This window comes from Lentzea sp. NPDC058436, from assembly GCF_042721515.1.
Lineage (GTDB): Bacteria > Actinomycetota > Actinomycetes > Mycobacteriales > Pseudonocardiaceae > Lentzea.
Genome location: NZ_JBHXLF010000001.1, coordinates 1,321,881 through 1,342,675, shown reverse-complemented (window position 1 = coordinate 1,342,675; position 20,795 = coordinate 1,321,881). Strand labels below are relative to the sequence as shown.

Annotated in this window: 25 protein-coding genes; 8 read left to right on the top strand and 17 right to left on the bottom strand. The window is 70.2% G+C overall.

Features of this window, described 5'->3' with window-relative positions; translation table 11 throughout:
• Positions 1 to 14: 14 nt before the first annotated feature.
• Positions 15 to 746 (bottom strand): class I SAM-dependent methyltransferase, encoded by a 732-nt coding sequence (locus ACFWN2_RS05370; RefSeq protein WP_382425035.1) that lies wholly within the window; start codon positions 744 to 746, stop codon positions 15 to 17.
• Positions 747 to 851: 105 nt separating this feature from the next.
• Between ACFWN2_RS05370 and ACFWN2_RS05365 the strand changes: the two genes are divergently transcribed.
• Entirely contained in the window at positions 852 to 2,513 is a 1,662-nt protein-coding gene (locus ACFWN2_RS05365; RefSeq protein ID WP_382425034.1) for a M14 family metallopeptidase, read from the top strand.
• A 9-nt stretch (positions 2,514 to 2,522) separates the two neighbouring features.
• On the opposite strand, the gene ACFWN2_RS05360 is transcribed toward ACFWN2_RS05365, so the two are convergent.
• Positions 2,523 to 3,734, bottom strand: a complete 1,212-nt coding sequence (locus tag ACFWN2_RS05360; protein ID WP_382425033.1) for an FAD-dependent monooxygenase — start codon at positions 3,732 to 3,734, stop codon at positions 2,523 to 2,525.
• An 85-nt stretch (positions 3,735 to 3,819) separates the two neighbouring features.
• Between ACFWN2_RS05360 and ACFWN2_RS05355 the strand changes: the two genes are divergently transcribed.
• Complete coding sequence (locus ACFWN2_RS05355) at positions 3,820 to 4,371, top strand: TetR/AcrR family transcriptional regulator (protein WP_382425032.1); 552 nt, start codon at positions 3,820 to 3,822, stop codon at positions 4,369 to 4,371.
• Positions 4,372 to 4,402: 31 nt separating this feature from the next.
• Here the strand turns inward: ACFWN2_RS05355 and ACFWN2_RS05350 are convergent, their stop codons facing one another.
• Together ACFWN2_RS05350 and ACFWN2_RS05345 are read right to left on the bottom strand one after the other, a co-directional pair.
• The gene (locus ACFWN2_RS05350) at positions 4,403 to 4,564 is read right to left on the bottom strand and encodes a hypothetical protein (protein WP_382425031.1); all 162 of its coding nucleotides are present in this window, start codon (positions 4,562 to 4,564) and stop codon (positions 4,403 to 4,405) included.
• 216 nt (positions 4,565 to 4,780) lie between these two features.
• Positions 4,781 to 5,701, bottom strand: a complete 921-nt coding sequence (locus ACFWN2_RS05345) for a sulfite exporter TauE/SafE family protein (RefSeq protein ID WP_382425030.1) — start codon at positions 5,699 to 5,701, stop codon at positions 4,781 to 4,783.
• Between the two features lie 331 nt (positions 5,702 to 6,032).
• Here ACFWN2_RS05345 and ACFWN2_RS05340 point away from each other — a divergent pair, with 331 nt between their 5' ends.
• Positions 6,033 to 6,797: an alpha/beta fold hydrolase gene (locus ACFWN2_RS05340; RefSeq protein ID WP_382425029.1), complete on the top strand. Its 765-nt coding sequence runs from the start codon at positions 6,033 to 6,035 to the stop codon at positions 6,795 to 6,797.
• Here ACFWN2_RS05340 and ACFWN2_RS05335 read toward each other — a convergent pair.
• From ACFWN2_RS05335 to ACFWN2_RS05320, 4 genes are all read right to left on the bottom strand, one after another.
• The gene (locus tag ACFWN2_RS05335; protein ID WP_382425028.1) at positions 6,794 to 7,351 is read right to left on the bottom strand and encodes a TetR/AcrR family transcriptional regulator; all 558 of its coding nucleotides are present in this window, start codon (positions 7,349 to 7,351) and stop codon (positions 6,794 to 6,796) included. The genes ACFWN2_RS05340 and ACFWN2_RS05335 overlap by 4 nt on opposite strands.
• Complete coding sequence (locus tag ACFWN2_RS05330; protein ID WP_382425027.1) at positions 7,348 to 8,412, bottom strand: agmatine/peptidylarginine deiminase; 1,065 nt, start codon at positions 8,410 to 8,412, stop codon at positions 7,348 to 7,350. Before ACFWN2_RS05330 ends, ACFWN2_RS05335 begins: the two co-directional genes overlap by 4 nt.
• Before the next feature lie 80 nt (positions 8,413 to 8,492).
• Positions 8,493 to 9,278 (bottom strand): pentapeptide repeat-containing protein, encoded by a 786-nt coding sequence (locus ACFWN2_RS05325; RefSeq protein ID WP_382425026.1) that lies wholly within the window; start codon positions 9,276 to 9,278, stop codon positions 8,493 to 8,495.
• A gap of 6 nt (positions 9,279 to 9,284) precedes the next feature.
• On the bottom strand, positions 9,285 to 9,689 hold the full coding sequence (locus ACFWN2_RS05320) for a helix-turn-helix domain-containing protein (RefSeq protein ID WP_382425025.1): 405 nt from the start codon (positions 9,687 to 9,689) through the stop codon (positions 9,285 to 9,287).
• A 48-nt stretch (positions 9,690 to 9,737) separates the two neighbouring features.
• Between ACFWN2_RS05320 and def the strand changes: the two genes are divergently transcribed.
• Positions 9,738 to 10,319: a peptide deformylase gene (gene def, locus ACFWN2_RS05315; RefSeq protein WP_382425024.1), complete on the top strand. Its 582-nt coding sequence runs from the start codon at positions 9,738 to 9,740 to the stop codon at positions 10,317 to 10,319.
• Here the strand turns inward: def and ACFWN2_RS05310 are convergent.
• From ACFWN2_RS05310 to ACFWN2_RS05295, 4 genes are all read right to left on the bottom strand, one after another.
• Entirely contained in the window at positions 10,259 to 11,299 is a 1,041-nt protein-coding gene (locus ACFWN2_RS05310) for a hypothetical protein (protein WP_382425023.1), read from the bottom strand. The genes def and ACFWN2_RS05310 overlap by 61 nt on opposite strands.
• A gap of 405 nt (positions 11,300 to 11,704) precedes the next feature.
• Positions 11,705 to 13,876, bottom strand: a complete 2,172-nt coding sequence (locus ACFWN2_RS05305) for a xanthine dehydrogenase family protein molybdopterin-binding subunit (protein ID WP_382425022.1) — start codon at positions 13,874 to 13,876, stop codon at positions 11,705 to 11,707.
• Positions 13,873 to 14,835, bottom strand: a complete 963-nt coding sequence (locus ACFWN2_RS05300) for an FAD binding domain-containing protein (protein ID WP_382425021.1) — start codon at positions 14,833 to 14,835, stop codon at positions 13,873 to 13,875. The genes ACFWN2_RS05305 and ACFWN2_RS05300 overlap by 4 nt, the downstream gene beginning before the upstream one ends.
• Complete coding sequence (locus ACFWN2_RS05295) at positions 14,822 to 15,280, bottom strand: (2Fe-2S)-binding protein (RefSeq protein ID WP_382425020.1); 459 nt, start codon at positions 15,278 to 15,280, stop codon at positions 14,822 to 14,824. The genes ACFWN2_RS05300 and ACFWN2_RS05295 overlap by 14 nt, the downstream gene beginning before the upstream one ends.
• Positions 15,281 to 15,396: 116 nt before the next feature.
• Between ACFWN2_RS05295 and ACFWN2_RS05290 the strand changes: the two genes are divergently transcribed.
• Complete coding sequence (locus ACFWN2_RS05290; protein ID WP_382425019.1) at positions 15,397 to 15,963, top strand: TetR/AcrR family transcriptional regulator; 567 nt, start codon at positions 15,397 to 15,399, stop codon at positions 15,961 to 15,963.
• 38 nt (positions 15,964 to 16,001) lie between these two features.
• Here the strand turns inward: ACFWN2_RS05290 and ACFWN2_RS05285 are convergent, their stop codons facing one another.
• Entirely contained in the window at positions 16,002 to 16,736 is a 735-nt protein-coding gene (locus ACFWN2_RS05285; protein WP_382425018.1) for a M15 family metallopeptidase, read from the bottom strand.
• A 77-nt stretch (positions 16,737 to 16,813) separates the two neighbouring features.
• Here ACFWN2_RS05285 and ACFWN2_RS05280 point away from each other — a divergent pair, with 77 nt between their 5' ends.
• Positions 16,814 to 17,374 (top strand): dihydrofolate reductase family protein, encoded by a 561-nt coding sequence (locus ACFWN2_RS05280; RefSeq protein WP_382425017.1) that lies wholly within the window; start codon positions 16,814 to 16,816, stop codon positions 17,372 to 17,374.
• A 13-nt stretch (positions 17,375 to 17,387) separates the two neighbouring features.
• Here the strand turns inward: ACFWN2_RS05280 and ACFWN2_RS05275 are convergent, their stop codons facing one another.
• Both ACFWN2_RS05275 and ACFWN2_RS05270 read right to left on the bottom strand, forming a co-directional pair.
• Positions 17,388 to 17,963, bottom strand: a complete 576-nt coding sequence (locus tag ACFWN2_RS05275) for a hypothetical protein (RefSeq protein ID WP_382425016.1) — start codon at positions 17,961 to 17,963, stop codon at positions 17,388 to 17,390.
• 102 nt (positions 17,964 to 18,065) lie between these two features.
• Positions 18,066 to 19,004: a helix-turn-helix transcriptional regulator gene (locus tag ACFWN2_RS05270; RefSeq protein WP_382425015.1), complete on the bottom strand. Its 939-nt coding sequence runs from the start codon at positions 19,002 to 19,004 to the stop codon at positions 18,066 to 18,068.
• A gap of 63 nt (positions 19,005 to 19,067) precedes the next feature.
• Here ACFWN2_RS05270 and ACFWN2_RS05265 point away from each other — a divergent pair, with 63 nt between their 5' ends.
• On the top strand, positions 19,068 to 19,466 hold the full coding sequence (locus ACFWN2_RS05265; protein ID WP_382425014.1) for a VOC family protein: 399 nt from the start codon (positions 19,068 to 19,070) through the stop codon (positions 19,464 to 19,466).
• On the opposite strand, the gene ACFWN2_RS05260 is transcribed toward ACFWN2_RS05265, so the two are convergent.
• Positions 19,417 to 19,983, bottom strand: a complete 567-nt coding sequence (locus ACFWN2_RS05260; protein WP_382425013.1) for a TetR/AcrR family transcriptional regulator — start codon at positions 19,981 to 19,983, stop codon at positions 19,417 to 19,419. The genes ACFWN2_RS05265 and ACFWN2_RS05260 overlap by 50 nt on opposite strands.
• 66 nt (positions 19,984 to 20,049) lie before the next feature.
• Here ACFWN2_RS05260 and ACFWN2_RS05255 point away from each other — a divergent pair, with 66 nt between their 5' ends.
• Positions 20,050 to 20,541, top strand: coding sequence for an FBP domain-containing protein (locus ACFWN2_RS05255; protein WP_382425012.1), 492 nt, complete (start codon positions 20,050 to 20,052; stop codon positions 20,539 to 20,541).
• A gap of 3 nt (positions 20,542 to 20,544) precedes the next feature.
• On the opposite strand, the gene ACFWN2_RS05250 is transcribed toward ACFWN2_RS05255, so the two are convergent.
• Complete coding sequence (locus tag ACFWN2_RS05250) at positions 20,545 to 20,721, bottom strand: hypothetical protein (RefSeq protein WP_382425011.1); 177 nt, start codon at positions 20,719 to 20,721, stop codon at positions 20,545 to 20,547.
• Between the last annotated feature and the right edge of the window lie 74 nt (positions 20,722 to 20,795).

Below are 20,795 nucleotides of genomic sequence, written 5' to 3'. Positions count from 1 at the left end.
GCCGCGACGGCGATTTACGCCGACGCGCCTGGGCCGACGGTGGTGAGCACCAGCAGGTCCAGGTGGTCGACCACCGGCCCGGACTCCACCGCGGCCGCCGCCCGCAGCCGTTCCCTGCCCGCCTCGAACTCGTCCGCCGACAACGAACGCAGCAGCGTGTCCGCCTCCTGCCGCACCGACGACGCCTTGTCCGCCAGCGACGACGCCGTCACCTGACCCACCGGCTCCAGCCGCGCCACCGCGAACCCCAGACCGTCCGCCACCTCGGCCACCGTCGGGAAACCGGGCAGCCCGCGCACGGCCTCGGGGAAGAACCGGAACAACCCGATCCCCTCGTGGCGCTCGCGGAACAACGACCGCAACACCACCACACCGCCCGGCCGCAGCACCCGCCGCAACTCGCGCCCGGCCGCGGGCAGGTCCCGGACGTGGTGGATCACCGTCGACATCCACACCACGTCCACCGACGCGTCCGGCAACGGGATGGCGCACGCGTCCCCGGTCAGCATCGGCAGCCCCGACGCCGCGCGCATGTCCGCCGACGGCTCCACCGCCACCACCGACACCTCCGGGAACCACTCCGCGAACGCCCGCACGAACAACCCCGTCCCGGCCCCCAGGTCCAGCACCGCGCGTCCCGGCACGAAGTACGGCCGCACCGCCTCCCGCCACGGCGACAGCATGTCGAGCGGAATCTCACGGGCCAGCCGGTACGCACCGGCCTCCACAGCGTCGTAGCGCGTCATCCCACCAGCCAACCCCATACGAATGGCGGGCTGACAGTGAGCCTTCACACGGACTAAACATTGCGGAGCCATGTCCCTGCACGTGGTACGAAAGGGTTGCCCTGCATGCGAAAGAGCCATCTCAGACCCCTGATCGGGGTCACGGTCGCCGCGAGCGTCGTGTTCGCCATGGGAGGCGTGCCCACCGGCGCGGCACCCGGCGCCGAGGAGTCGTCGACGAACTACCAGGTCAGCAACGTTCGCACCGCTGAACAGCGCACCAAGCTCGCCAAGTCCGGTGCCGCCATCGACTCGGTCGAGGAGCACGGCATCGTCGTGATCACCGCGACCGGACGCGAGGCGAAGAGCCTGCGGGCGCAAGGGTTCGAGGTCACCGAGCTGCCCAAGCGGATGGAGGCGAACTCGGCCGTCGGCCCGTTCGACTTCCCCGCGGCGGACTCGAACTACCACAACTACGCCGAGATGACGACGGCGATCAACAACGCCGTCGCGGCGTACCCGAACCTGATCAGCAAGCAGGTCATCGGCAAGTCCTACGAGAACCGCGACATCGTCGCCCTCAAGATCAGCGACAACGTCGGCGTGGACGAGAACGAGCCGGAGGTGCTGTTCACGCACCACCAGCACGCCCGTGAGCACCTCACCGTCGAGATGGCGCTGTACCTGATCAACCAGTTCACGACCCAGTACGCGACCGACGCGCGCATCAAGGGCCTCGTGGACACCCGCGAGATCTGGATCATCCCGGACGTCAACCCCGACGGCGGCGAGTACGACATCGCGACCGGCAGCTACCGGTCGTGGCGCAAGAACCGGCAGCCCAACGCCGGTTCCAGCAACGTCGGCACCGACCTCAACCGCAACTGGAACTACAAGTGGGGCTGCTGCGGCGGTTCCAGCGGCAGCACCGGGTCGGAGACCTACCGCGGGCCGAGCGCGGAGTCCGCGCCCGAGGTGAAGGTCGTGGCCGACTTCGTGCGCGGCCGCAACGTCGGCGGCAAGCAGCAGATCAGCGCGGCGATCGACTTCCACACCTACAGCGAGCTCATCCTGTGGCCGTGGGGCTGGACCTACGACGACATCGCACCGGGCCTGACCCAGGACCAGCGCGACACGTTCGCCACCATCGGCCAGTCGATGGCGCAGAGCAACGGCTACACCCCCGAGCAGTCCAGCGACCTGTACATCACCGACGGGTCGATCCCGGACTGGCTGTGGGGTGCGCAGGGCGTCTTCGCCTACACCTTCGAGATGTACCCCGGCAGCGCCGGCGGTGGCGGCTTCTACCCGCCCGACGAGGTGATCCCGGCGCAGACCTCCCGCAACAAGGAGGCCGTGCTGCAGCTGCTGGAGCGCGCCGACTGTCCGTACGAGGCGATCGGCAAGGAAGCGCAGTACTGCGGCGTGAACCCGCCCGACCCCGGTGGCAAGTTCTTCGAGAACGCCGCGGACTTCCAGATCCGCGACAACACCACGATCAACTCGCCGATCACCGTGTCCGGCGTGACGGGCAACGCCCCGACGACGCTCAAGGTCGCCGTGGATATCAAGCACACCTACCAGGGCGACCTGAAGGTGGACCTGATCGCCCCGGACGGCTCCGTCTACGTCCTGCACAACCGCGCGGGCGGCGGCACGGACAACATCAACACCACCTACACCGTCAACGCCTCCAGCGAGGTCGCCAACGGCACCTGGCAGCTGAGGGTCAACGACAACGCCAACCAGGACACCGGGTTCCTCGACAAGTGGAGCCTGCAGTTCTGACCTGAGAGTTCAGGGCGCCGGTACGCCGGCGCCCTGAACCTCGTAGTCGCGCACCCGCATCGAGTCGTGCAGGCGCACGCCCTTCGAGTTCAGCTTGGCCAGCGGCCGCACCAGCCACGACGGCAACGCCGTGAGCAGCTGCGCGCCCCGCGTCAGCCCCCACACGCCCAGCCGTGAGGACGGGATCAGCGTCTTGGCCATCCCGAGCGCGAACGCCCTGCTGCGGTGCACCACGTCGCGCATCTCGTTCTCGTAGCGCGCGAACGCCGCCTCGTGGTCCGCGCCCGCCGCCAGCTCACCGGCCAGCACGTACGCGCCCAGCACCGCGAGGCTCGTGCTGCCGCCGATCGCCGGACCGGGGCAGTACCCGGCGTCGCCGACCAGCGCCACCCGCCCGCGTGACCAGGTGTCCTGCGTCAGCTGCGTGATCGAGTCGAAGTAGAACGCCCGCCCGGAGTCCAGGTAGGACATCCACTCGTCCACCTGCGGGTGCAGCCCCGCGAACGCCTCGCGCAGCAGCTGCTTGTGCCGCGGCACGTCCCGGTGGTGGCAGGCGAGTTCGGGCGAGCGGAACAGGAACACGGCCCGTGCGTCGTCCAGGTGCCGTGCCCCGTACATCGCAGCACTGCGCCCCGGCCCGATGTGCCCGGTCATCGCCCCCGGCTCGCCCAGTTCGCGAGGCACGGACAACACGGCCAGATACGCGCCCACGAACGTCGTCGCGACCTCGCCGAACACCAGCCGCCGCACGTTCGAGTGCAGCCCGTCCGCCCCGACCACCAGGTCGAACCGCCGCACAGCCCCGTTCTCGAACGTCACGCCGCCGTCGTCGCCGATCGACGTGATCGAGTCGCCGAACACGTACTCGACGTCCGCGCGCGTGGCGTCGTAGTAGATCTCGCTCAGGTCGTCGCGCATCACCTCGACGTGCCGGTCCGACGCCGCCACGAACAGCTTCGTCACGTCCGCGGTGACCGGCCTGCGCGTCCCCTCGCGCACGAACGTCAGCCGCGTCGTCCCGGTGGCCAACGCCTCGATGCGCGGCAGCACGCCCATGCGTTCGGAGATCTCCATCGCCGGCGTGAACAGGTCCACCGCGTGTCCGCCGGTCTTGCGCAGCACCGGTGAGCGTTCGACCACCGTCACCTCGTGCCCGTGCCGGGTGAGCCAGTAGGCCAGCACCGGACCGGCGATGCTGGCCCCGGAAACGAGTATCCGCACGTCACACCCCCTTACTTAACGGTCGGTAAGCTGAGCCGCCGACTCTAGCACTCCGACTTACCGACCGTTAAGTAAGATTCGGCGCGTGGCCAAGTCCGACACCAAGCAGCGCATCTTGCAGACCGCACGGGAACTGTTCGCGACCCAGGGCGTGCAGCAGACCAGCCTGCAGGAGATCGCCGACCGCCTCGGCATCACCAAACCCGCGCTCTACTACCACTTCGCCTCACGCGAGGACCTCGTCCGCAGCATCGTCACCCCGCTGCTCGACGACGGCGAGGGGTTCCTCGCACGCATGGAGGACCGTGCCGACGTGTCGGCGATCGAGCTCGTCGAGGGCTTCTTCGACTTCCACCACCGCCACCGCAAGGACATGATGCTGCTGCTCACCGAGCTGACCACGCTCGCGGAGCTCGGCCTCATCGACGTCGTGCTGTCCTGGCGCGCCCGCCTCACCCGGCTCGTGTTCGGGCCGGAGGCGTCGCTGGAGCAGCAGGCACGCGCGGTGCTGGCGTTCGGCGGCATGCAGGACTGCACCATGCAGTTCCCCGACACCCCGGTCGACGAGCTGCGCGCGGCGACCGTGACGGCCGCTTGCGCCGCGCTGGGGATCGAACGGGCCCATCAGGGATCCTGATCGCGCCGTCCGGGAGTGTCAGACCCCGTCTCTACCGTTGATCGGTACGGGACCTCTGCTGAGCACGCACCTCGGGCGGATCGCGCTGGCCGGCGCGCTGCTGTTCCTGATGCCGCTGGTCGCCATGGTCGTGGTCGACCTCGACGGCTTCGAGTATGCGGGCCGCGCTCGGCGAGCACTGCGCGGACGCCACCTGGGCACCCTTCGGCCTCCGACGCGCGGTCCTCGGCTTCGGGCGCGGTCGCCGTCGCCGGGTCCGGCGTGGCGACCTGGGCCGTTCTCCGGGTCTTCGGCTTCGGCGCTTCCGACGAGACGGGCGGCAGTCAGTTCGGGCTCGCGATGCTCGCCGTCGTCACCGCCACGCCCGCGATCTTCAGCACCGTCTTCTTCTTCACCACGCTGAGCGAGCTCAGGCGCTCGCGGGCTCGCTCTTCCCGGCTTCCTCGACGACCCTGCGCTCCTCCTCGCGGTTCGCCCGGTACTGCTGGATCGAGTACGCCAGCGCCGCCGCCCACACCACGTAGATCAGCCCGTAGATAGGCCACTTCACCGCATCGCTCGCGTCGATCCAGTCGCTGCGCAGCAACGTGCGGGTGTTGGTCAGGATGATCACGCCACCGACCGCCGCCCCCAGCACCCGCGGCGGGATGTGCCGCACCAGCCACGCCGCGATCGGCGCGGCGATCAGGCCGCCCGCCAGCAGCGCGAGCACCCACGCGTAGTTCACGCCCTCGTTGCCGATGCCGACGATGAACCCGATGCTCGCCGCCACCGCGACGAGGAACTCGCTGGTGTCGATCGACCCGATCGTCTTGCGCGGCTCCAACCGGCCGCTGGCGAGGATCGCGGGCGTGCCGACCGGGCCCCAGCCACCGCCGCCCGTCGAGTCCACGAACCCGGCGACCAGGCCCAGCGGCGTGAGGAACCTCTTGCGCAGCGGCTTGCCGAGGTTCGTCCTGGGCAGCCCGAACGTCGTGAACCGGATCAGCACGTACAGGCCCAGCGCGAGCAGCACCAGCGACATGATCGGCGCCGCCACCTCCGTCGACAGGCTCGACAGGAACGTCGCCCCGGCGAACGCGCCCACCGCGCCCGGGATGCCGATCTTCGCGACGACCTTCCAGTCGACGTTGCCGAAGCGCCAGTGCGAGAACCCGGACGCCAGCGTCGTGCCGATCTCCGCCAGGTGCACCGTCGCCGACGCCGCCGCGGGATTGGTGCCGATCGCCAGCAACAACGTCGTCGAGGTCACGCCGTACGCCATGCCGAGACTGCCGTCGACGAGCTGGGCGCCCAGGCCCACCAACGCGAGGAGGAGGAGTTGTCGCATGCCGGCGTCCAATCCTTCGGAGGGCGGGGTGTGGTCATCATCCGCACCCGAACGGCATCGGCCAACGACGACCACATACCGGAACCCCCGGCCGCGAGTGCTTGCCAAAACCGGCCCGCGCGCGTTAAAAGCCGCCGTTCGGTCGCTGTCGGTCCGCGCCACAAAGGACGAACATCACGCGGTGCTCCCGTGCGGGAGCGCTACCAGGCCGCCATAGGATTCAGCCACACCCATGCGGCTCGTCGATCAGCCGAGAACGGACTCTCGAATCCGCTCTCGACCGGTCCGAGCGCGGGGTAGGGTCCGGAAACCGATTACCGCCGGGAGAGACATGCGTGCCGTCGAGATCAGACCTGGGGTCCGGATCCGCTGGGTCGAGGTGCCGGGTGCCACGCCGGCACGCGTCTACCTGCACGGACTGGGCGCCTCGTCCGCTCCCTACTACGCGGAGGCCGTCGCCCACCCGCTGCTGGCCGGCCGCCGCAGCCTGATGATGGACATGCTCGGCTTCGGCATCAGCGACAGGCCCAGCGGTTTCGCCTACTCGCTCGAAGGCCACGCCGACGCCCTCGCCGTGTCGCTGGCCAAGATCGGGCTGCGCCGCAGCGAGATCATCGGCCACAGCATGGGCGGCGCCGTCGCCATCGTGCTCGCCGCGCGCCACCCCGAGATGGTGCGCTCGCTCGTGCTCGTCGACCCGACCATCGACCCCACCACGCCGTCGCTCGGCGCGCCCGGCAGCCGTGGCATCGCCGCCTACCGCGAGGCCGACTTCCTCAGCCACGGCTTCGACCGCGTGCTGCGCGACGTCGGCCCGCACTGGGCCGCCACGATGCGCATGGCAGGCCCCGAAGCGCTCTACCGCAGCGCCGTCGACCTCGTGCGCGGCACCTCGCCCACCATGCGCAAGCTGTTGCTGGAACTGGAGATCCCGCGCGTCTACCTGTACCCGGAGGACGCACCGCCCAGCGGCGGCCGCGAGCTCGCCGGCGCCGGCGTCCAGCTCGTCTCCGTGCCGAACACCGGCCACAACATCATGATCGACAACGTCGAGGGCTTCGCCCGCGCCGTCGCCCAGCAGCGGCTGTCGGTCTAACGCAGTTCGCGTTCGACGGCGCCCGACAGCAGCTCGCGCGCGCGTTGCAGGGTCAGTGAGCCGCTGTGCCAGCGCTCGCTCAGCCCCTCGACCAGCGCGGTGAGCCGCTCGGCCGCGGCTGCCGCGTCGAGGCCCGGATCCACCTGCCGCACCAGGGTTTCGACGTCGGAGTTCCACGCCTCGGTGGCCGTGCGCAACGTCGCGCGCAGCTCGTCGTCGAATGCCGCGCTGGCCCGCAGCTCACCCCACGCGATGCTGGTCTCCCGCACCACGTCGGTGTCCTGCAGCTCCGCCAGCAGCATCTGCTCGACCCGCACACGCGGATCATCCGACCGCACCTCGCCGGTGTAGGTCTGCGCGCGGTGGTTGACGTGCTCCAGCGCCGCCCGCAGGATCCCGGCGCGGTCCTTGAAGTGGTAGTAGATCAACGCCGTGGACACCCCGGCCTGCGCCGCCAGCTTCTCGACGCGCAACCCGCGCACACCGTCCTGCGCGATCACCCGCACAGCGGCCTCCAGCATCTGCGTCCTGCGCTCCGACACCGGCTCCCTCACTTCGGTTCCTGCTGCGTCGTGCAGTGGATGCCCCCACCACCCGACGCGATCCCGTCGATGTTGATCTGCACCACCGTACGTCCGGGGAACAACCGCTCCAGCGTCGCCTTCGCCGCGGCGTCCGTGCGCCGGTCACCGAACTCCGGCCCGACCACCGCGCCGTTGCACACGTAGAAGTTGATGTACCCGGCCGCGAAGTCCTCGTCGCGCACCCGCACGGTGTCCGGCCCTTCCAGCACCTCGACCCGCAACGGCCGACCCGCCGCGTCGGTGGCACCGCGCAGGATCTCCAGGTGCCGGCGCGTCACGTCGTAGTCGAACGACTCGGGGTCGTTGTCCAGCCCCGCCACCACCACACCGGGCCCGGCGAAGCGCGCGTAGAAGTCCGTGTGGCCGTCGGTGATGTCCTGCCCGGCGATCCCCGGCAACCAGATCACCTTCCTGATCCCCAGCAGGTGAGCGAGCTCCTCCTCGACGTCGGCCTTCTTCCAGCCGGGGTTGCGGTTGGAGTTGAGCACGCAGCTCTCGGTGATGATCGCCGTGCCCTCACCGTCGACCTCCAGCGCACCACCCTCCAGCACCAGGTCCGTGCGCACCCGCTCCGCACCGGCCCGGCCGGCGACGAACCCGGCGACCCTCGCGTCCCGGCGGTGCTCCTGCTTGCCGCCCCAGCCGTTGAAGTTGAAGTCGACAGCGCCCCCGCCCCGCACGAACACCGGCCCGGTGTCACGCACCCACAGGTCGTCGAGCTCCGCGGTGACCAGCTCGACCCCCGGCAACAACGGCCGCGCGAGCTCCAGGTCCTCGGCGCGCACGAGCATCGACACCGGCTCGAACCGGGCGATCGTGGTCGCGATCGTCGCCTGGTCACGCCGCACCTGCGCCAGGTCACGGCCCCAGATCCGCTCACTGGCGGCGAACGCCATCCACGTCCGCCGATGCGGTTCGCCCTCCTCGGGCATGACCCACGACCTGGCCGCACTCGTGGTGCTGGAGGTGCAGCCGGCGAGCAGACCGCTGATGACGGTGGCCGCCGACTGCACGAAGTTGCGCCTGTTCATACCCCGCACGGTAACCCTGACTGAATTTTCAGTCAAACCGAAACCGCTGGCAGGAGCGTTGAATCACCCTTCTGGGTGGGTCAGCGGCGCCGGGAGGGCTGCTGCCAGTGCGAGGGCCGGGACAATGCGTCCGGGAGCTTCGTGCGGTCGTTGCCGCGCGCCGCGTTGACCTGCGGCTGGGTAAGGAACAGGCACGTGCTCAGGTCAGCCCCCGACAGATCGGCACCCCGCAGGTCGGCGCCGATCATGTCCGCCCGCGACAGGTCGGAGTTCGTGAGGTCCGCGCCGATCAGGTACGCGCCCCGGAAGTCGGCGCTGGCGAGGTTCTTGTTGCGCAGCCGCGCGCCGATCAGGTCGGCGCCCCGGTACGACTTCGCGCTGGTCCGCAGCCGTTCGCTGGTGCGCAGCAGCAGGACGTTCACCTTCGCCCGGATCTCCGCCACGTCGAGCGCGAGGATCTCGTCCGGAGCGGCGACGGTGTGCCGCTCGACCTCGGCGAACGCCGCCGCGAGGTCGTCGTGCGGGTCCAGGCGCCGCGCCTCGGCGAGGTACCAGAGCAGTTCGTGCAGCTGCCGGACCAGCGGGAACACGGCGAACATCTGCTGCCGTCCCGCGGTGCGCCAGTCGACGCCGGCGAAGACCGTCTGCGAGACGCGCTGGCCCGCGCCGAAGCAGTCGTAGACCGTGCAGCCGGCGTAGCCCTTCTGCCGCAGCTGGTCGTGGATGCCGCAGCGGTGGTCGGCCAGCAGGTTGCGGCAGGGTGTGCCCGCGTCCTTGGTGGCGGCGAAGTCCGCCGACCTGGCGAACGGCAGCGCGACGCAGCACAACCCGAAGCAGTTGGCGCAGTCGCCCTTCAACTCGTCCATCGCGGATCAGCGTACTTGGTCACCGGTCAGCAACTTGATCTCCGCCGTGACGGCCACCGCACCGGACGGGCGCGCGCCCCGGTCGCGGTAGCGGAACAGCAGGCGCCGGATCGACGCGCTGATCTCCGCCATCTCGTCGGGCGTCACGTGGACCAGCGCGCTGAACGACTCGTCCGCCGCCGGCTGGTCGTCGGTCTCCCAGCGCAGCTGCCACGGGCGCGCCTTGCCGCCCTGGTGCGGCGCCTCCTCGATCAGTCCTAGCTCGGCGAGTTTGCGCAGGTGGAACGAGCACAGCCCGGAACTCTCGCCCAGCCGCGTGGCGGCCTGGGTGGAGGTCAGCGTGCCGTGCTCGGCCAGCAGGTCCAGCAACGCGATGCGCACCGGGTGGTCAGGAAGCGGCCGTCGGGACATGGACGCCACCCTACCGATAACTTTGCAAACACTGCTACTTTGCAAAGCATGTCCGACCGAGGCACACCGCGCCACATCACCGTCGTGGGCGAAGAGATCCTGACCCGCCGCTGCCGCGCGGCCACCACCGAGTTCGGCACGCCCGAGCTCACCCGGCTGATCGACGACATGATCGCGACCAACCACGTGGCCGAGGGCGCCGCCATCGCCGCGAACCAGGTCGGCGTCGACCTGCAGCTGTTCGTGTGGGACATGACCGACGAACGGGGCACCCACCACGTCGGCCACATCCTCAACCCAGTCCTCGACGAACTGCCCTCCGACCAGCGGAAACTCCTCGAAGAGCCCGAGGGCTGCCTGTCGGTGCCGGGCCCGTACCGCGTGGTCGCCCGGCCTGACCGCGCCGTCGTGCGCGGTCAGGACAAGGACGGCAACCCGATCGTCGTCGAGGGCAGGGGCTACTTCGCCCGCTGCCTGCAACACGAGACCGACCACCTGCACGGCCGGCTCTACCTCGACCGGCTCACCCAGCGCGAACGCAAGTCAGCACTGCGGGAGATGGCCGCCTCTCAGGACGAGGTCTTCGCCCGCCGCGCCGCCCGCAGCTCCTCGGCGGCCTCGTCCAGCTGACGTTCGGCGCGCTCGGCACGCGTCAACGTCTGAGCACGCGCGTCCTCCACCACGGCCAACGTCTGCCGCACCGCCGCCACCTGCTCCGCGCTCTCCTGCCTGACCTGCGCGAACCGCGTCTCGAACTCCCCGCGTGACCGCTCCAGCTCGGTGCGCGCGTCCGAGGCCGCCTGCTCAGCGCGTTCGGCGCGCACCACCGCCTGGTCCCGCGCCTTCGCGGCCCGGCTGACGGTCTCGACGGACTCCGCACGCGCCTTCTCGACCTGCGCCGCCGCATCGCCGCGTGCCTCATCGGCCGACTGTTCCGCCGCGAGCACGGCGGCCCCGGCCCGGTCCGTCGCAGCATGCGCCTCCGCACGAGCCCGTTCGACCTCGACCTGGGCCTCGGTGCGCGCTTGCTCGACCTCGGTCCGAGCTTCAGCCCGTGCCTGTTCGACCTCAGTTCGGGCTTCAGCGCGCGCCTGCTCGATCTCCTTCGCCGCCTGCCGCCGGGCCTGCTCCGCGTGCTTGACCGCGTCGGCCTTCGCCTGCTCCGCCTCGGCCCGGATCTCCTCGACCACCGCCGCCGCCTGCACCCTGACCTCGGCGATCTCCGCCTCGGCGCGTTCGGCGGCGGCCCGCGCCGCCTCCCGGGCCTCGTCCCGCTCGGTCACCGCGGTGTCCACGGCGTCGTCGGCCTCCTCGGCCGCGCGCACCGCCTGCTCGGTCATCTCCTCAGCAGCCTTGCGCGCCTTCTCCGCGTCGTGCCGGCGACGTTCGGCGGAGGCCAGTTCCGCCTGGGCCTCCGCGACCCGGCGGGCGGCCTCGGCCTCGGCGGCCTGGATCTGGCTCTCGGCGACGCTCGGGTCGGCCATGGCGTTCAGCTCATCGACGGCCCGCCCCAGCGTCTGCGTCATCTGCTCCGACAGCACCCGGAAGCGGTCGAGGAGCTCTTCAGCCCTGATCTTGGCGGTACCGGAGACCCTGGGGAGATTCGTCACGGTGACGACCTCCAGGTTTTGCTCGGGGGTTTCCGCCAGCCGCTGCCGCTCCCTCCACGCCCGCCACCGCGTGTGCTCCGGCAGATCGCAGTACTCCGAGGGCCTGCCAGGCCCGCCACCTCGAAAAACGGGCCGTTCACAGCCGGGGAAGTTGCAGCTCGTCTCCACGGCGGTATCGTAGCAGAATTACGTGTGCACTAACGTTATCCAACGCAACGCTACCCAATTAGGAGTGAAAAAGCTGGGCGCCGATAAGTGAACATTATCGGCGCCCAGCATTGGACGGAGTCAGACCTCTCCCGTGTTGGTGAGCGGGGCAAAAAGCCGCTGAAAAACTAGGGGGCCTGGTGAACGCCGTTCACGACGTCCACCAGGCCCCCGAACCGCGACCCGCGGCAGGACCGCTCAGTCGACCAGCAGGTCCTCGATGGTGATGGGGATGTGCCGGACCCGGACCCCCGTGGCGTTGTAGATCGCGTTGGCGACGGCCGCCGCCAGCCCCACCACGCCGATCTCACCGAGGCCCCTGGCGCCGATGGTGTTGTGCAGCGTGTCGGGGTACGACAGGAACTCCACGTCGATGTCCGGGATGTCCGCGTTGACCGGCAGCAGATATCCCGCGAAGTCGCCGTTGGCCGGCCTGCCGTTCGCGTCGAACTCCAGGGCCTCGTGCAGGGCCGCCGAGACGCCCCAGATCATGCCGCCGCTGATCTGGCTGCGCGCGGTCTTCTCGTTGATGATCCTGCCCGCGTCGTACACGCCGAGCAGCCGCGTCACCCGCGCCTCTCGGGTCCAGCGGTGCACCCTGACCTCGCAGAACTGGGCGCCGAACGAGCTGAACGAGTGCTTGGTGAGCTCCTCGCCGGGCGCGGACGAACCCGTGGCGGACAGCGACTCGCGGCCCAGCGCGTGCAGGAGTTCCCCGAACGTCAGGGCGCGGCCGTCGCCGACCACGGTGCCGCTCTCGTACGACACCTCGACGCCGTCGAACGGTGCGCCCGGTGCCGAGGCGAGGCCGAGCAGGTCGTCGATCACCTGGGCCGCCGCGATCATGACGGCGGTGCCCGCGCTCACGGTGGCGCTGGAGGCGCCGGACATCCCACCCGGCGGGTAGGTGGAGTCGCCGAGCTGTGGAACGACGCGGTCCACCGCGATGTCCAGGGACTCACCGCCCACCTGCGCGAGCACCGTCAGCAGACCCGTGCCCGGGTCGGCGCCGCTGGTCGAGACGACCGCGGTGCCGTCGGCACGCAGCGTGACCTCGACCGAGGCCGGGAAGCGCACGGTGGGGAACAACGCGCTGGCCACGCCCATGCCGACGAGCCAGTCCCCCTCGGTGCGGCCGCCCGCCGTGCGTCGCGCCCAGCCGAACCGGTCCGCGCCGACGCGGAAGCACTCGTCGAGGTGCTTGCTCGACCACTGCAGGTCGCTGCCGATCGGCGCCGTCGAGTTGTTGCGCGTCCGCAGCTCGATCGGGTCCATGTTCAGCGCGATGGCGAGTTCGTCCATCGCGCTCTCCAGCGCGAACGAGCCGGGAGCCTCGCCGGGCGCGCGCATGAACGTCGTCGGCGGCAGGTTCAGCGGCACGATCTTCTGGCTCAGCGACAGGTTCGGGGTGGCGTAGTACTGGCCAGAGGTCCCGCGTCCGGTCGACTCGACGAACGAGCGGTCCATCGCGGTGCTGCACCAGGAGTCGTGGCGCACGGCGATCAGCGTGCCGTGCTCGTCGGCGCCGAGGGTGAGTCTCTGGACGGTCGAGGCCCTGCCCGCGGTGGCGGTGAAGACCTGCTCCCTGGCCAGTGCCGCCTTGACAGGACGGCCGAGCGCCCTGGCGGCGGCCGCGGCGAGGAACGCGGGCGCGGACGTGCGCCCCTTGCCACCGAAGGCGCCGCCGACGAACGGGTTCAGCGCGTGGACCTGTTCCGGTTGGAGGCCCAGTGCACTGGCGAGCTCACCGGCCTGCATGTTCGAAGCCTGGTTGCCGCTGTACACGGTGAGGACGCCGTCCTGCCACACGGCGACACCGGAGTGCGGTTCCATCGGGGCGTGGTTCTGCGCCGCCGTGCTGTAGGTGGCGTCGACGACGACCGGGCTCGCCGCGAACGCGTCCTCGATGGACGCGACACCGTCCGCGAGCAGTTCCAGCACCGCCGGCGACTCGTCGCCCGAGCCGGGCGGGTCCTCGGCGTCGGCCATTCCCCCGGTTAGCGACGTCACGGCGGGAAGCACCTGGTAGGTGACGTCGACGAGCATCGCCGCGTCGCGGGCCTGCTCGAAGGTCTCCGCGACCACGAACCCGATCACCTGGCCGTAGTAGGCGACCTCGGTGTCCTGCAGGGGAACCCACGTCTCACCGATGAACGAGATCGGCTTGCTCAGCGCCAGCGGGTCGAACGGCGTGTAGACGGCGATCACGCCTGGGGCGCTTTTCGCGGCCGTGACGTCCATGGCCTCGACCCGGCCGTGGGCGATCGTGCTGAGCACGAGATAGCCGTAGACCATGCCGGGGAAGATGTGGTCGGCCCCGTACCGCGCCTCGCCGGTGACCTTGAGCGGCGCGTCCACGCGGCCCGTCATCGGAGTTCCCCCTCGGTGAGTTCCAGCAGAGCGCGGATGATCGTCCGCTTGAGCAACGAGCCCTTGAAAGCGTTGTGGGCCAACGGCTTGACGCCTTCGGTGGCCTGGGCGGCGGCCTCCTCGAACGACGCGAGGGAGACCGGCTTGCCGCGCAGCGACTCCTCGACCGCGCGCAACCGCCACGGCACGGTGGCGACGCCACCCGCCGCCACGCGGGCGTCGGCGATGAGCCCGTCCCGCACGTCCAGGGCGACCGCGGCCGAGCACAGCGCGAACTCGTACGACTGGCGGTCCCGCACCTTGACGTAGGTGGAGCGGTGCGCCCAGTCGGTGCGCGCGACGCGCACCTCGGTGATCAGCTCACCGGGACGCAGGTCGTTCTCGACGTCGGGGGTGTCACCGGGCGGGCGGTAGAAGTCGGCCAGCGCGACGACGCGTTCGCCGTCCTCGCTGACCAGCGTGATCTCGGCGTCGAGCGCCACGAGGGCGACCGCGACGTCACTCGCGTGAGTCGCCACGCACTGCTCGCTGGTGCCGAGGACGGCGTGCATCCGGTTCGTGCCGGCGATCGCCGGGCAGCCGCTGCCGGGTTCGCGCTTGTTGCACGGTGTGGAGACGTCGCGGAAGTAGGTGCAGCGAGTGCGCTGCATCAGGTTGCCGCCGATGCTGGCCATGTTGCGCAGCTGCTGCGACGCGCTCAGCAGCAGGGCGCGGGAGATCGCCGGGTACACGCCGGGGTGCGCGGCGATGTCGGCCATCCGTTCCAGCGCGCCGACCCGCAGTCCGTCGGAGGTGTCGATGCCGCGCAACGGGAGGCCGTTGATGTCCAGGACGTGCTGGGGCGTCAGGACGTCCAGCTTCATCAGGTCGACGAGGGTGGTGCCGCCCGCGAGGAACGTGCCCGGCGTGGCGAGGGCGGCGTTGATGGTCGTGGGCGCGGTGAGCTCAAACTGACGCATGCGCGGTCACCGCCTTCGCCTGTTCGACGGCGGCGACGATGTTCGGGTAGGCCGAGCAACGGCACAGGTTGCCGGACATGAACTCCCGGACGTCGCTGACGTCGTCGCGCACCGCGGCGACCGCCGACAGGATCTGCCCTGAGGTGCAGAAACCGCACTGCAGCGCGTCCTGGTCGACGAACGCCTGCTGCACCGGATGCAGCCCGTCCTCGGTCGCGAGTCCCTCCACGGTGGTGACGGGCCGCCGTACAGTGGCGGCGAGGGTGAGACAGGAGAGGACGGGCCGGCCGTCCACGTGCACCGTGCAGGCGCCGCACTGTCCGCGGTCGCAGCCCTTCTTGGTGCCCGTGAGCCCGAGGCGTTCGTGCAGCGCGTCCTGCAGCGTGACGCCCGGATCGACGGTCAGCCGTTCGGTCCTGCCGTTGATTTCGAGGGTGATGTCCACCGGATCTCTATTCATCGCGGTTCGAAACGGATTCTTATCCGCTTCCCTTTTCGAACGTAGCGGATGAGAATCCACTACGCATCCTTGAGCGGGTCCAGATCGCGGGCGGAGGAACGATGACGGGGTCGGTCAGCCCGCGGCGGGCGGACACCAGGCGCAACCACGAGCGCATCCTCGCGGTCGCGGCCGAATCGCTCTCGTGCTCCGCGGAACTGTCGTTCAACGCCATCGCGAGGAAGGCGGAAGTCGGGGTCGGCACGGTCTACCGGCACTTCCCGACGCCGGAGTCGCTCATCCTGGCGGTCTACGAGCGCGAGGTCCGGCACCTCGTGGACGTGGTGCCCCGCCTGCTGGCCGAGCACTCCCCGGAAGACGCGTTCCGGACCTGGATCAGCGAGTACCTGGCGCACTACATGATGACCAAGCGCGGCCTGGCCGACGCACTGACCGTCGCGACGAAGTCCTGCGAGAAGCTGCCCGCGAACGCGTACGAGGCGTTGGCCGGCGCGGTCTCGACCCTGGTCGCCGCGAACGTCGCCGCCGGGAACGTCCGCGACGACCTGAACCCGCAGACCGTCCTGAGAGGACTGGCCGGGCTGTTCTACCTCAACCCGGCCGACTCCTGGCGGGAGCACACCGCCGACCTGACGGACCTGATCTGGAACGGCATGCGCAAGGCTTAGAGCTGCGCTGCCGGTCGGGAGGGCGACGAAGGCACGCTTCAGCGCGTGACGGGGAAGTCGAAGTAGGTGTCGGGGAACGGCTCGGCGTTGAGCGTGAAGTGCCACCACTCCTCGGGCAGGTTGCGGAACCCCGCCCGCGCCATCGCCGACTTGAGCAACTGCCGGTTGTCCCGCGCCTCACCGGTCACGCGCGGGTCGTCGGTGTGCGAGAGCGTGTCGAAGCAGTCGTAGCCGGTGGCCATGTCGACGGTGTTGTCGGGGAACCGGTTCGGCGCGGCGCAATCCACCAGCCGCTCCCCCGGCACGTACGGCCGCTGGTGGCGCGGCGGCAGCTTCACGATCGTCACGTCGAGCGTCGACCCGCGGCTGTGGCCGGACTTCTCCGCGATGTAGCCGTCCTCGAACAACCGCGTCTTGTCGACGCGCGGGTAGAACTCGGCCTTCATCCGCTGGTCGGCGAGGTCGCGCGCCCACCGCACGAAGTGGTCGACCGCGCGCTGCGGCCGGTAGCAGTCGTAGACCTTGAGCGTGTGGCCGGTCCGGAGCACCTCGCGCTGCACGGCCCGCAACGCCTTGGCAGCCTGCCTGGTCAGGATGCACAGCGGCGCGCGGTAGCCGTCGACACGGGTGCCGACGAAGTTGTGGGCGGTGTAGTAGCGGATGTCGTGCCGGATGGTGGGGTCGACGTCGCTGAGCACCACGAACCCGTTGGTGGCGTGGGCAGGCACGGCGAACGAGGCGGTCAGGAGCAGGGAGAGCAGCAAGGCTCGCATGGAGCCAATCCAAGCAGCGCGCCGATGAGTTTCCTACGTCGTGCATGTCCATACGCCTCAGACGGAAGGATGACTCCATGCGGAAACTGATCTACGGCATGAACGTGAGCCTGGACGGCTACGTCGCCACGGCCGACGGCGACATCGGCTGGGGCGGGTCGAGCGACGAGCTGTTCCAGTTCTGGCTCGAACAGGAACAGGCGATCGAGACGTTCCTGTACGGACGCGGGCTGTGGGAGGGGATGAGCTCCTACTGGCCCACCGGTGACCAGCAGCCGGGCGCCACTCCGGCGCAGATCGAGTTCGCGCGGAACTGGCGGGACACGCCGAAGGTCGTGTTCTCCTCCACGCCGATCGAGGTCGACTGGAACACCCGTGTCGTGACCGGCGACGCGATCGCCGAGATCACCCGGCTCAAGGCCGGGGACGGCGGGCCGATGAGGGTCGGGGGCGCGACGCTGGCGGGCGCGGCGATGCGGGCCGGGCTGGTCGACGAGTACGAGATCATCACCCACCCGGTGCTGGTGGGCGGCGGCAAGCCGTTCTTCGCCGCGTTGGACGACTGGGTGAACCTGGACCTGGTGGAGACGCGCGTGTTCGCCGCCGGGATGGTGCTGACCAGGTACGCGACGCGCTGACCCGAGCTCGCCATCACCTGGTGCGCAACCGGGAGACATGGGCGGCATGGGCCTCGACGACTGCGGCGGCGGGCGGGTAGGCCTTCAGCGTCATGCCCATGCCCTCGCAGTCGCTCATGGCGTGCAGCAGCCGCCCGGTGTGGTCGACGAGCGCCTCGTCGGCGTCCTCGGAGGTGATCGCCGAGTGCAGGTGTGCCGCGGTCGCGACCTTGCCGGCGTAGTAGCCGTCGAAGACGCTCCCGTCGCAGGCGTGGCGCAGCAGCCACTCGCGCACAGCGGGCATCTGCTTGCGGCACAACGCCTCCACGACGTGGACCCGGCCCCAGCCCGCGGTTCGGGCACCCAGCCACAGCAACGCGTCGCTGCCACCGGGCCTGCGGCTCAGCGCGTCGGCGACAGCCTGCCGGTTTCGGCCGTGGCGCACGAGCCAGCGACCTGTTCTGCGCACGCGTGACCGTTTTGCGCGCAGAGCGGCGGCAGTGATGTGGTCGTTCGGGTGGATCGGGGCGGTGAGGCGGGACAGCTCTTCGGCAAGTCTCTCGGGTGAGAGCTTCTCGGCCGTGAAGTACCTGTCCAGAACCCGTGCCACGTCCGCGCCGATCTTGCGTTGGCCGGTCAGAGAACCGCGTGACAGGGAGTCGTCCGGGTAGGGCGCGCCGTCGTTCGGCAGCGGACCGTCATCATCACGATGCTAGCGCCGCCGCGCCGACCGCAGCAGCCGCTCCGCGAGCGCCGCCACCAGGTCGCGGAGCTCGTCGGGTCGCTCGACCACGAACGGCAGGTCCAGCGACGCGAGCACGCCGGGCAGCCAGTCGAGCCGTTCCACCCGCAGTTCGGCCCGAGACCAGCCGTCGGCGAGGGGCTCCACGACCGCGACGCTCGCGGGCAGCCGGGTGCGGATCTGCTCGGCGGTGCCCTGGATCCGCAGCGTCACCTCGTGCCGGTGCGGCGCGGTGGCGAGGCCGGTCAGCAGGCGCTGCGCCGGATCGAACGGCTCGGGTGGCTCGAACGAGCCCGGCAGCGTCCTGGCGGAGGTGATCCGGTCCAGCCGGAACGTTCGTTGCTCGCCGATCGCAGGGTCCGCGCCCATCACGTACCAGCGGCCCGAGTGCGCGACCAGGCCGGATGGGTGCAGCGTGCGTTCGCTGTGCCGGCCGTCGGCGGCGGTGTAGCGCAGGGAGACCGGGCGGTGGTGGGTCACCGCGTCGGCGAGCGCGAGCAGGACCGGCGCCTCCGGGGTGGGCGGCGATTCAGGGGGCTTCGTGAAGGCGAGTGCGCCGAGCAGCGCGTCGAGCCTGGTCGCGAGGTGTGCGGGTAGCACGCGGCGGATCTTCGCGGCCGCCGTCTCGCTCGCCGTGCCCGTCATGGGGACGAGCCCGACCAGCACGGCCAGCGCCTCGTCGTCGTTCAGCATCAGCGGCGGCATCCGGTAGCCGGGCGCGAGGCGATAGCCGCCGTACCGTCCGCGCACCGACTCGACCGGGACGTCCAGGTCCAGGAGGTGGTCGACGTAGCGGCGCACGGTGCGTTCGTCGACTTCCAGCCGTTGGGCGAGCTCGGCCACCGTCCGGACGCCTCCGGATTGGAGGAGCTCCAAGAGTGAGAGCACGCGGGCGATGGGCCGGGTCATGCCGAGAAGTCTGCCGGAAATACCGGGCGGTTTCTGTCCGGTATCGCTTCTAGCGTGGTGGTCATGACCTTCGCATCGATCCGCATCATCACCGCCGACGTCGCCCGCCTCGCCGGCTTCTACGAACGCGCCACCGAAACGGAGGTGACGTGGGCCAACGACGACTTCGCCGAGCTCAGGAGCCCCGCGGTGACCCTCGCGATCGGCAGCACCCGCACCGTCGCGCTGTTCGCCGCCGGGTCGGCCGAGCCGTCCGCCAACCGCAGCGTCATCATCGAGTTCGAGGTCGACGACGTGGAGTCCGTGCACGAGAAGCTGACCGGCGTCGAGGTCGTCCAGGAACCCACCACGATGCCGTGGGGCAACCGGTCGCTGCTGGTCCGCGACCCCGACGGCAACCTCGTCAACTTCTTCAGGCGGGCCACGCCCGCAGCACCGAGTCCAGCGCGTCCAGGGATCTGAGCCACGACGCCTCGACCCCACGCGGATGGCTGTGGAACGCCCCGGCGCGTTCCAGCGACACGAACCCGTGGAACGTGCTGTGCAGCAGCCTCACGGCGTCGGTCTGCTCGGGCTCCCACAGGTCGTAGCCCCGCAGGATCGCGCGAGTCATCTCGGCGTGCTTCACGGCCGCGCTGTCGGCCGCCGTGTCGGGGTCGAGCGCCATCTGCGTCGCCGCGTACCGGCCGGGGTGCTCGCGGGCGTAGGTGCGGTAGGCGGTGGCGAACGCGACCAGGGAGTCCTTGCCCGAACGGCCCGCGACCGCCTCCGCCACCAGGTCCGCGAGCTCGGCGAGCGCCAGCACCGCGAGACGGACGCGCAGGTCCTGGGCGTTGCGGATGTGCGAGTACAGCGAGGCGTCCTTCACGCCGAAGTGGCGGGCGAGGGCCGACACCGTCATGTTCTCGAAGCCGACCTCGTCCGCCAGGTCCGCCGCCGCCTGCGTGAGGCGGTCGGCTGTGAGCCCCGCACGTGCCATCCGTCACCCTTCCTAGGGTCCTTATTAATTTGCCTAGGACCTATAGGCAAGCCTAGCGTCGTCGGCATGAAGCCACTGACCGAACAGGACATCCGCGCGTCCTTCGTCAATTCCACCAAGGGCGAGGCGAAGCGCATGCACGTACCCAGGGATCTCGGCGACCGGCCGTGGGACGACCTGGACTTCCTCGGCTGGACCGACCCCGCCGCACCCGACCGCGGATACCTGGTCACCGAACTCGACGGCAAGCTCGTCGGCATAGCGCTGCGCAGGGCGGCCCAGACCGGGCGGGCGCGCAAGACGATGTGCTCGTGGTGCCTGACCACGCACTCCGGCGACGGCGTGTCGCTGATGAGCGCGCGCAAGGCGGGGAAGTCAGGGCAACTGGGCAACACGGTCGGCGTCTACGTGTGCGCCGACCTGCTGTGCCCGCTGTACCTGCGCGGCAAGAAGAGCGCCGGCCCCGGCTCGCGGTTCAAGGAGGCGATCACACTCGACGACCAGGTCGAGCGGATGATCACCGGCGTCGGCGCGTTCCTGGACCGAGTGAACTCGTAGGCGTCAGAGCTCGAGAACCAGCTCGGCCGTGCACGCGCGGGCGCAGGGCCACGGGTCGCCACATTCGGTGCAGCCGGACGTCGCGGGCAGGTGCGTGTCGAGCACCTGAACCGCCCTGGTCCGGTAGCGCTCCAGGTCGGACTCCCAGTTGTGGCGGGAGGCCGCGGTCGCACTCGTCATGGTCATCAGTCCTCGGCTCTGAGGTCGTCGGACTCAAGGATGCACCTGGAGGCGGTCGTTTGGGCGGCAATTCT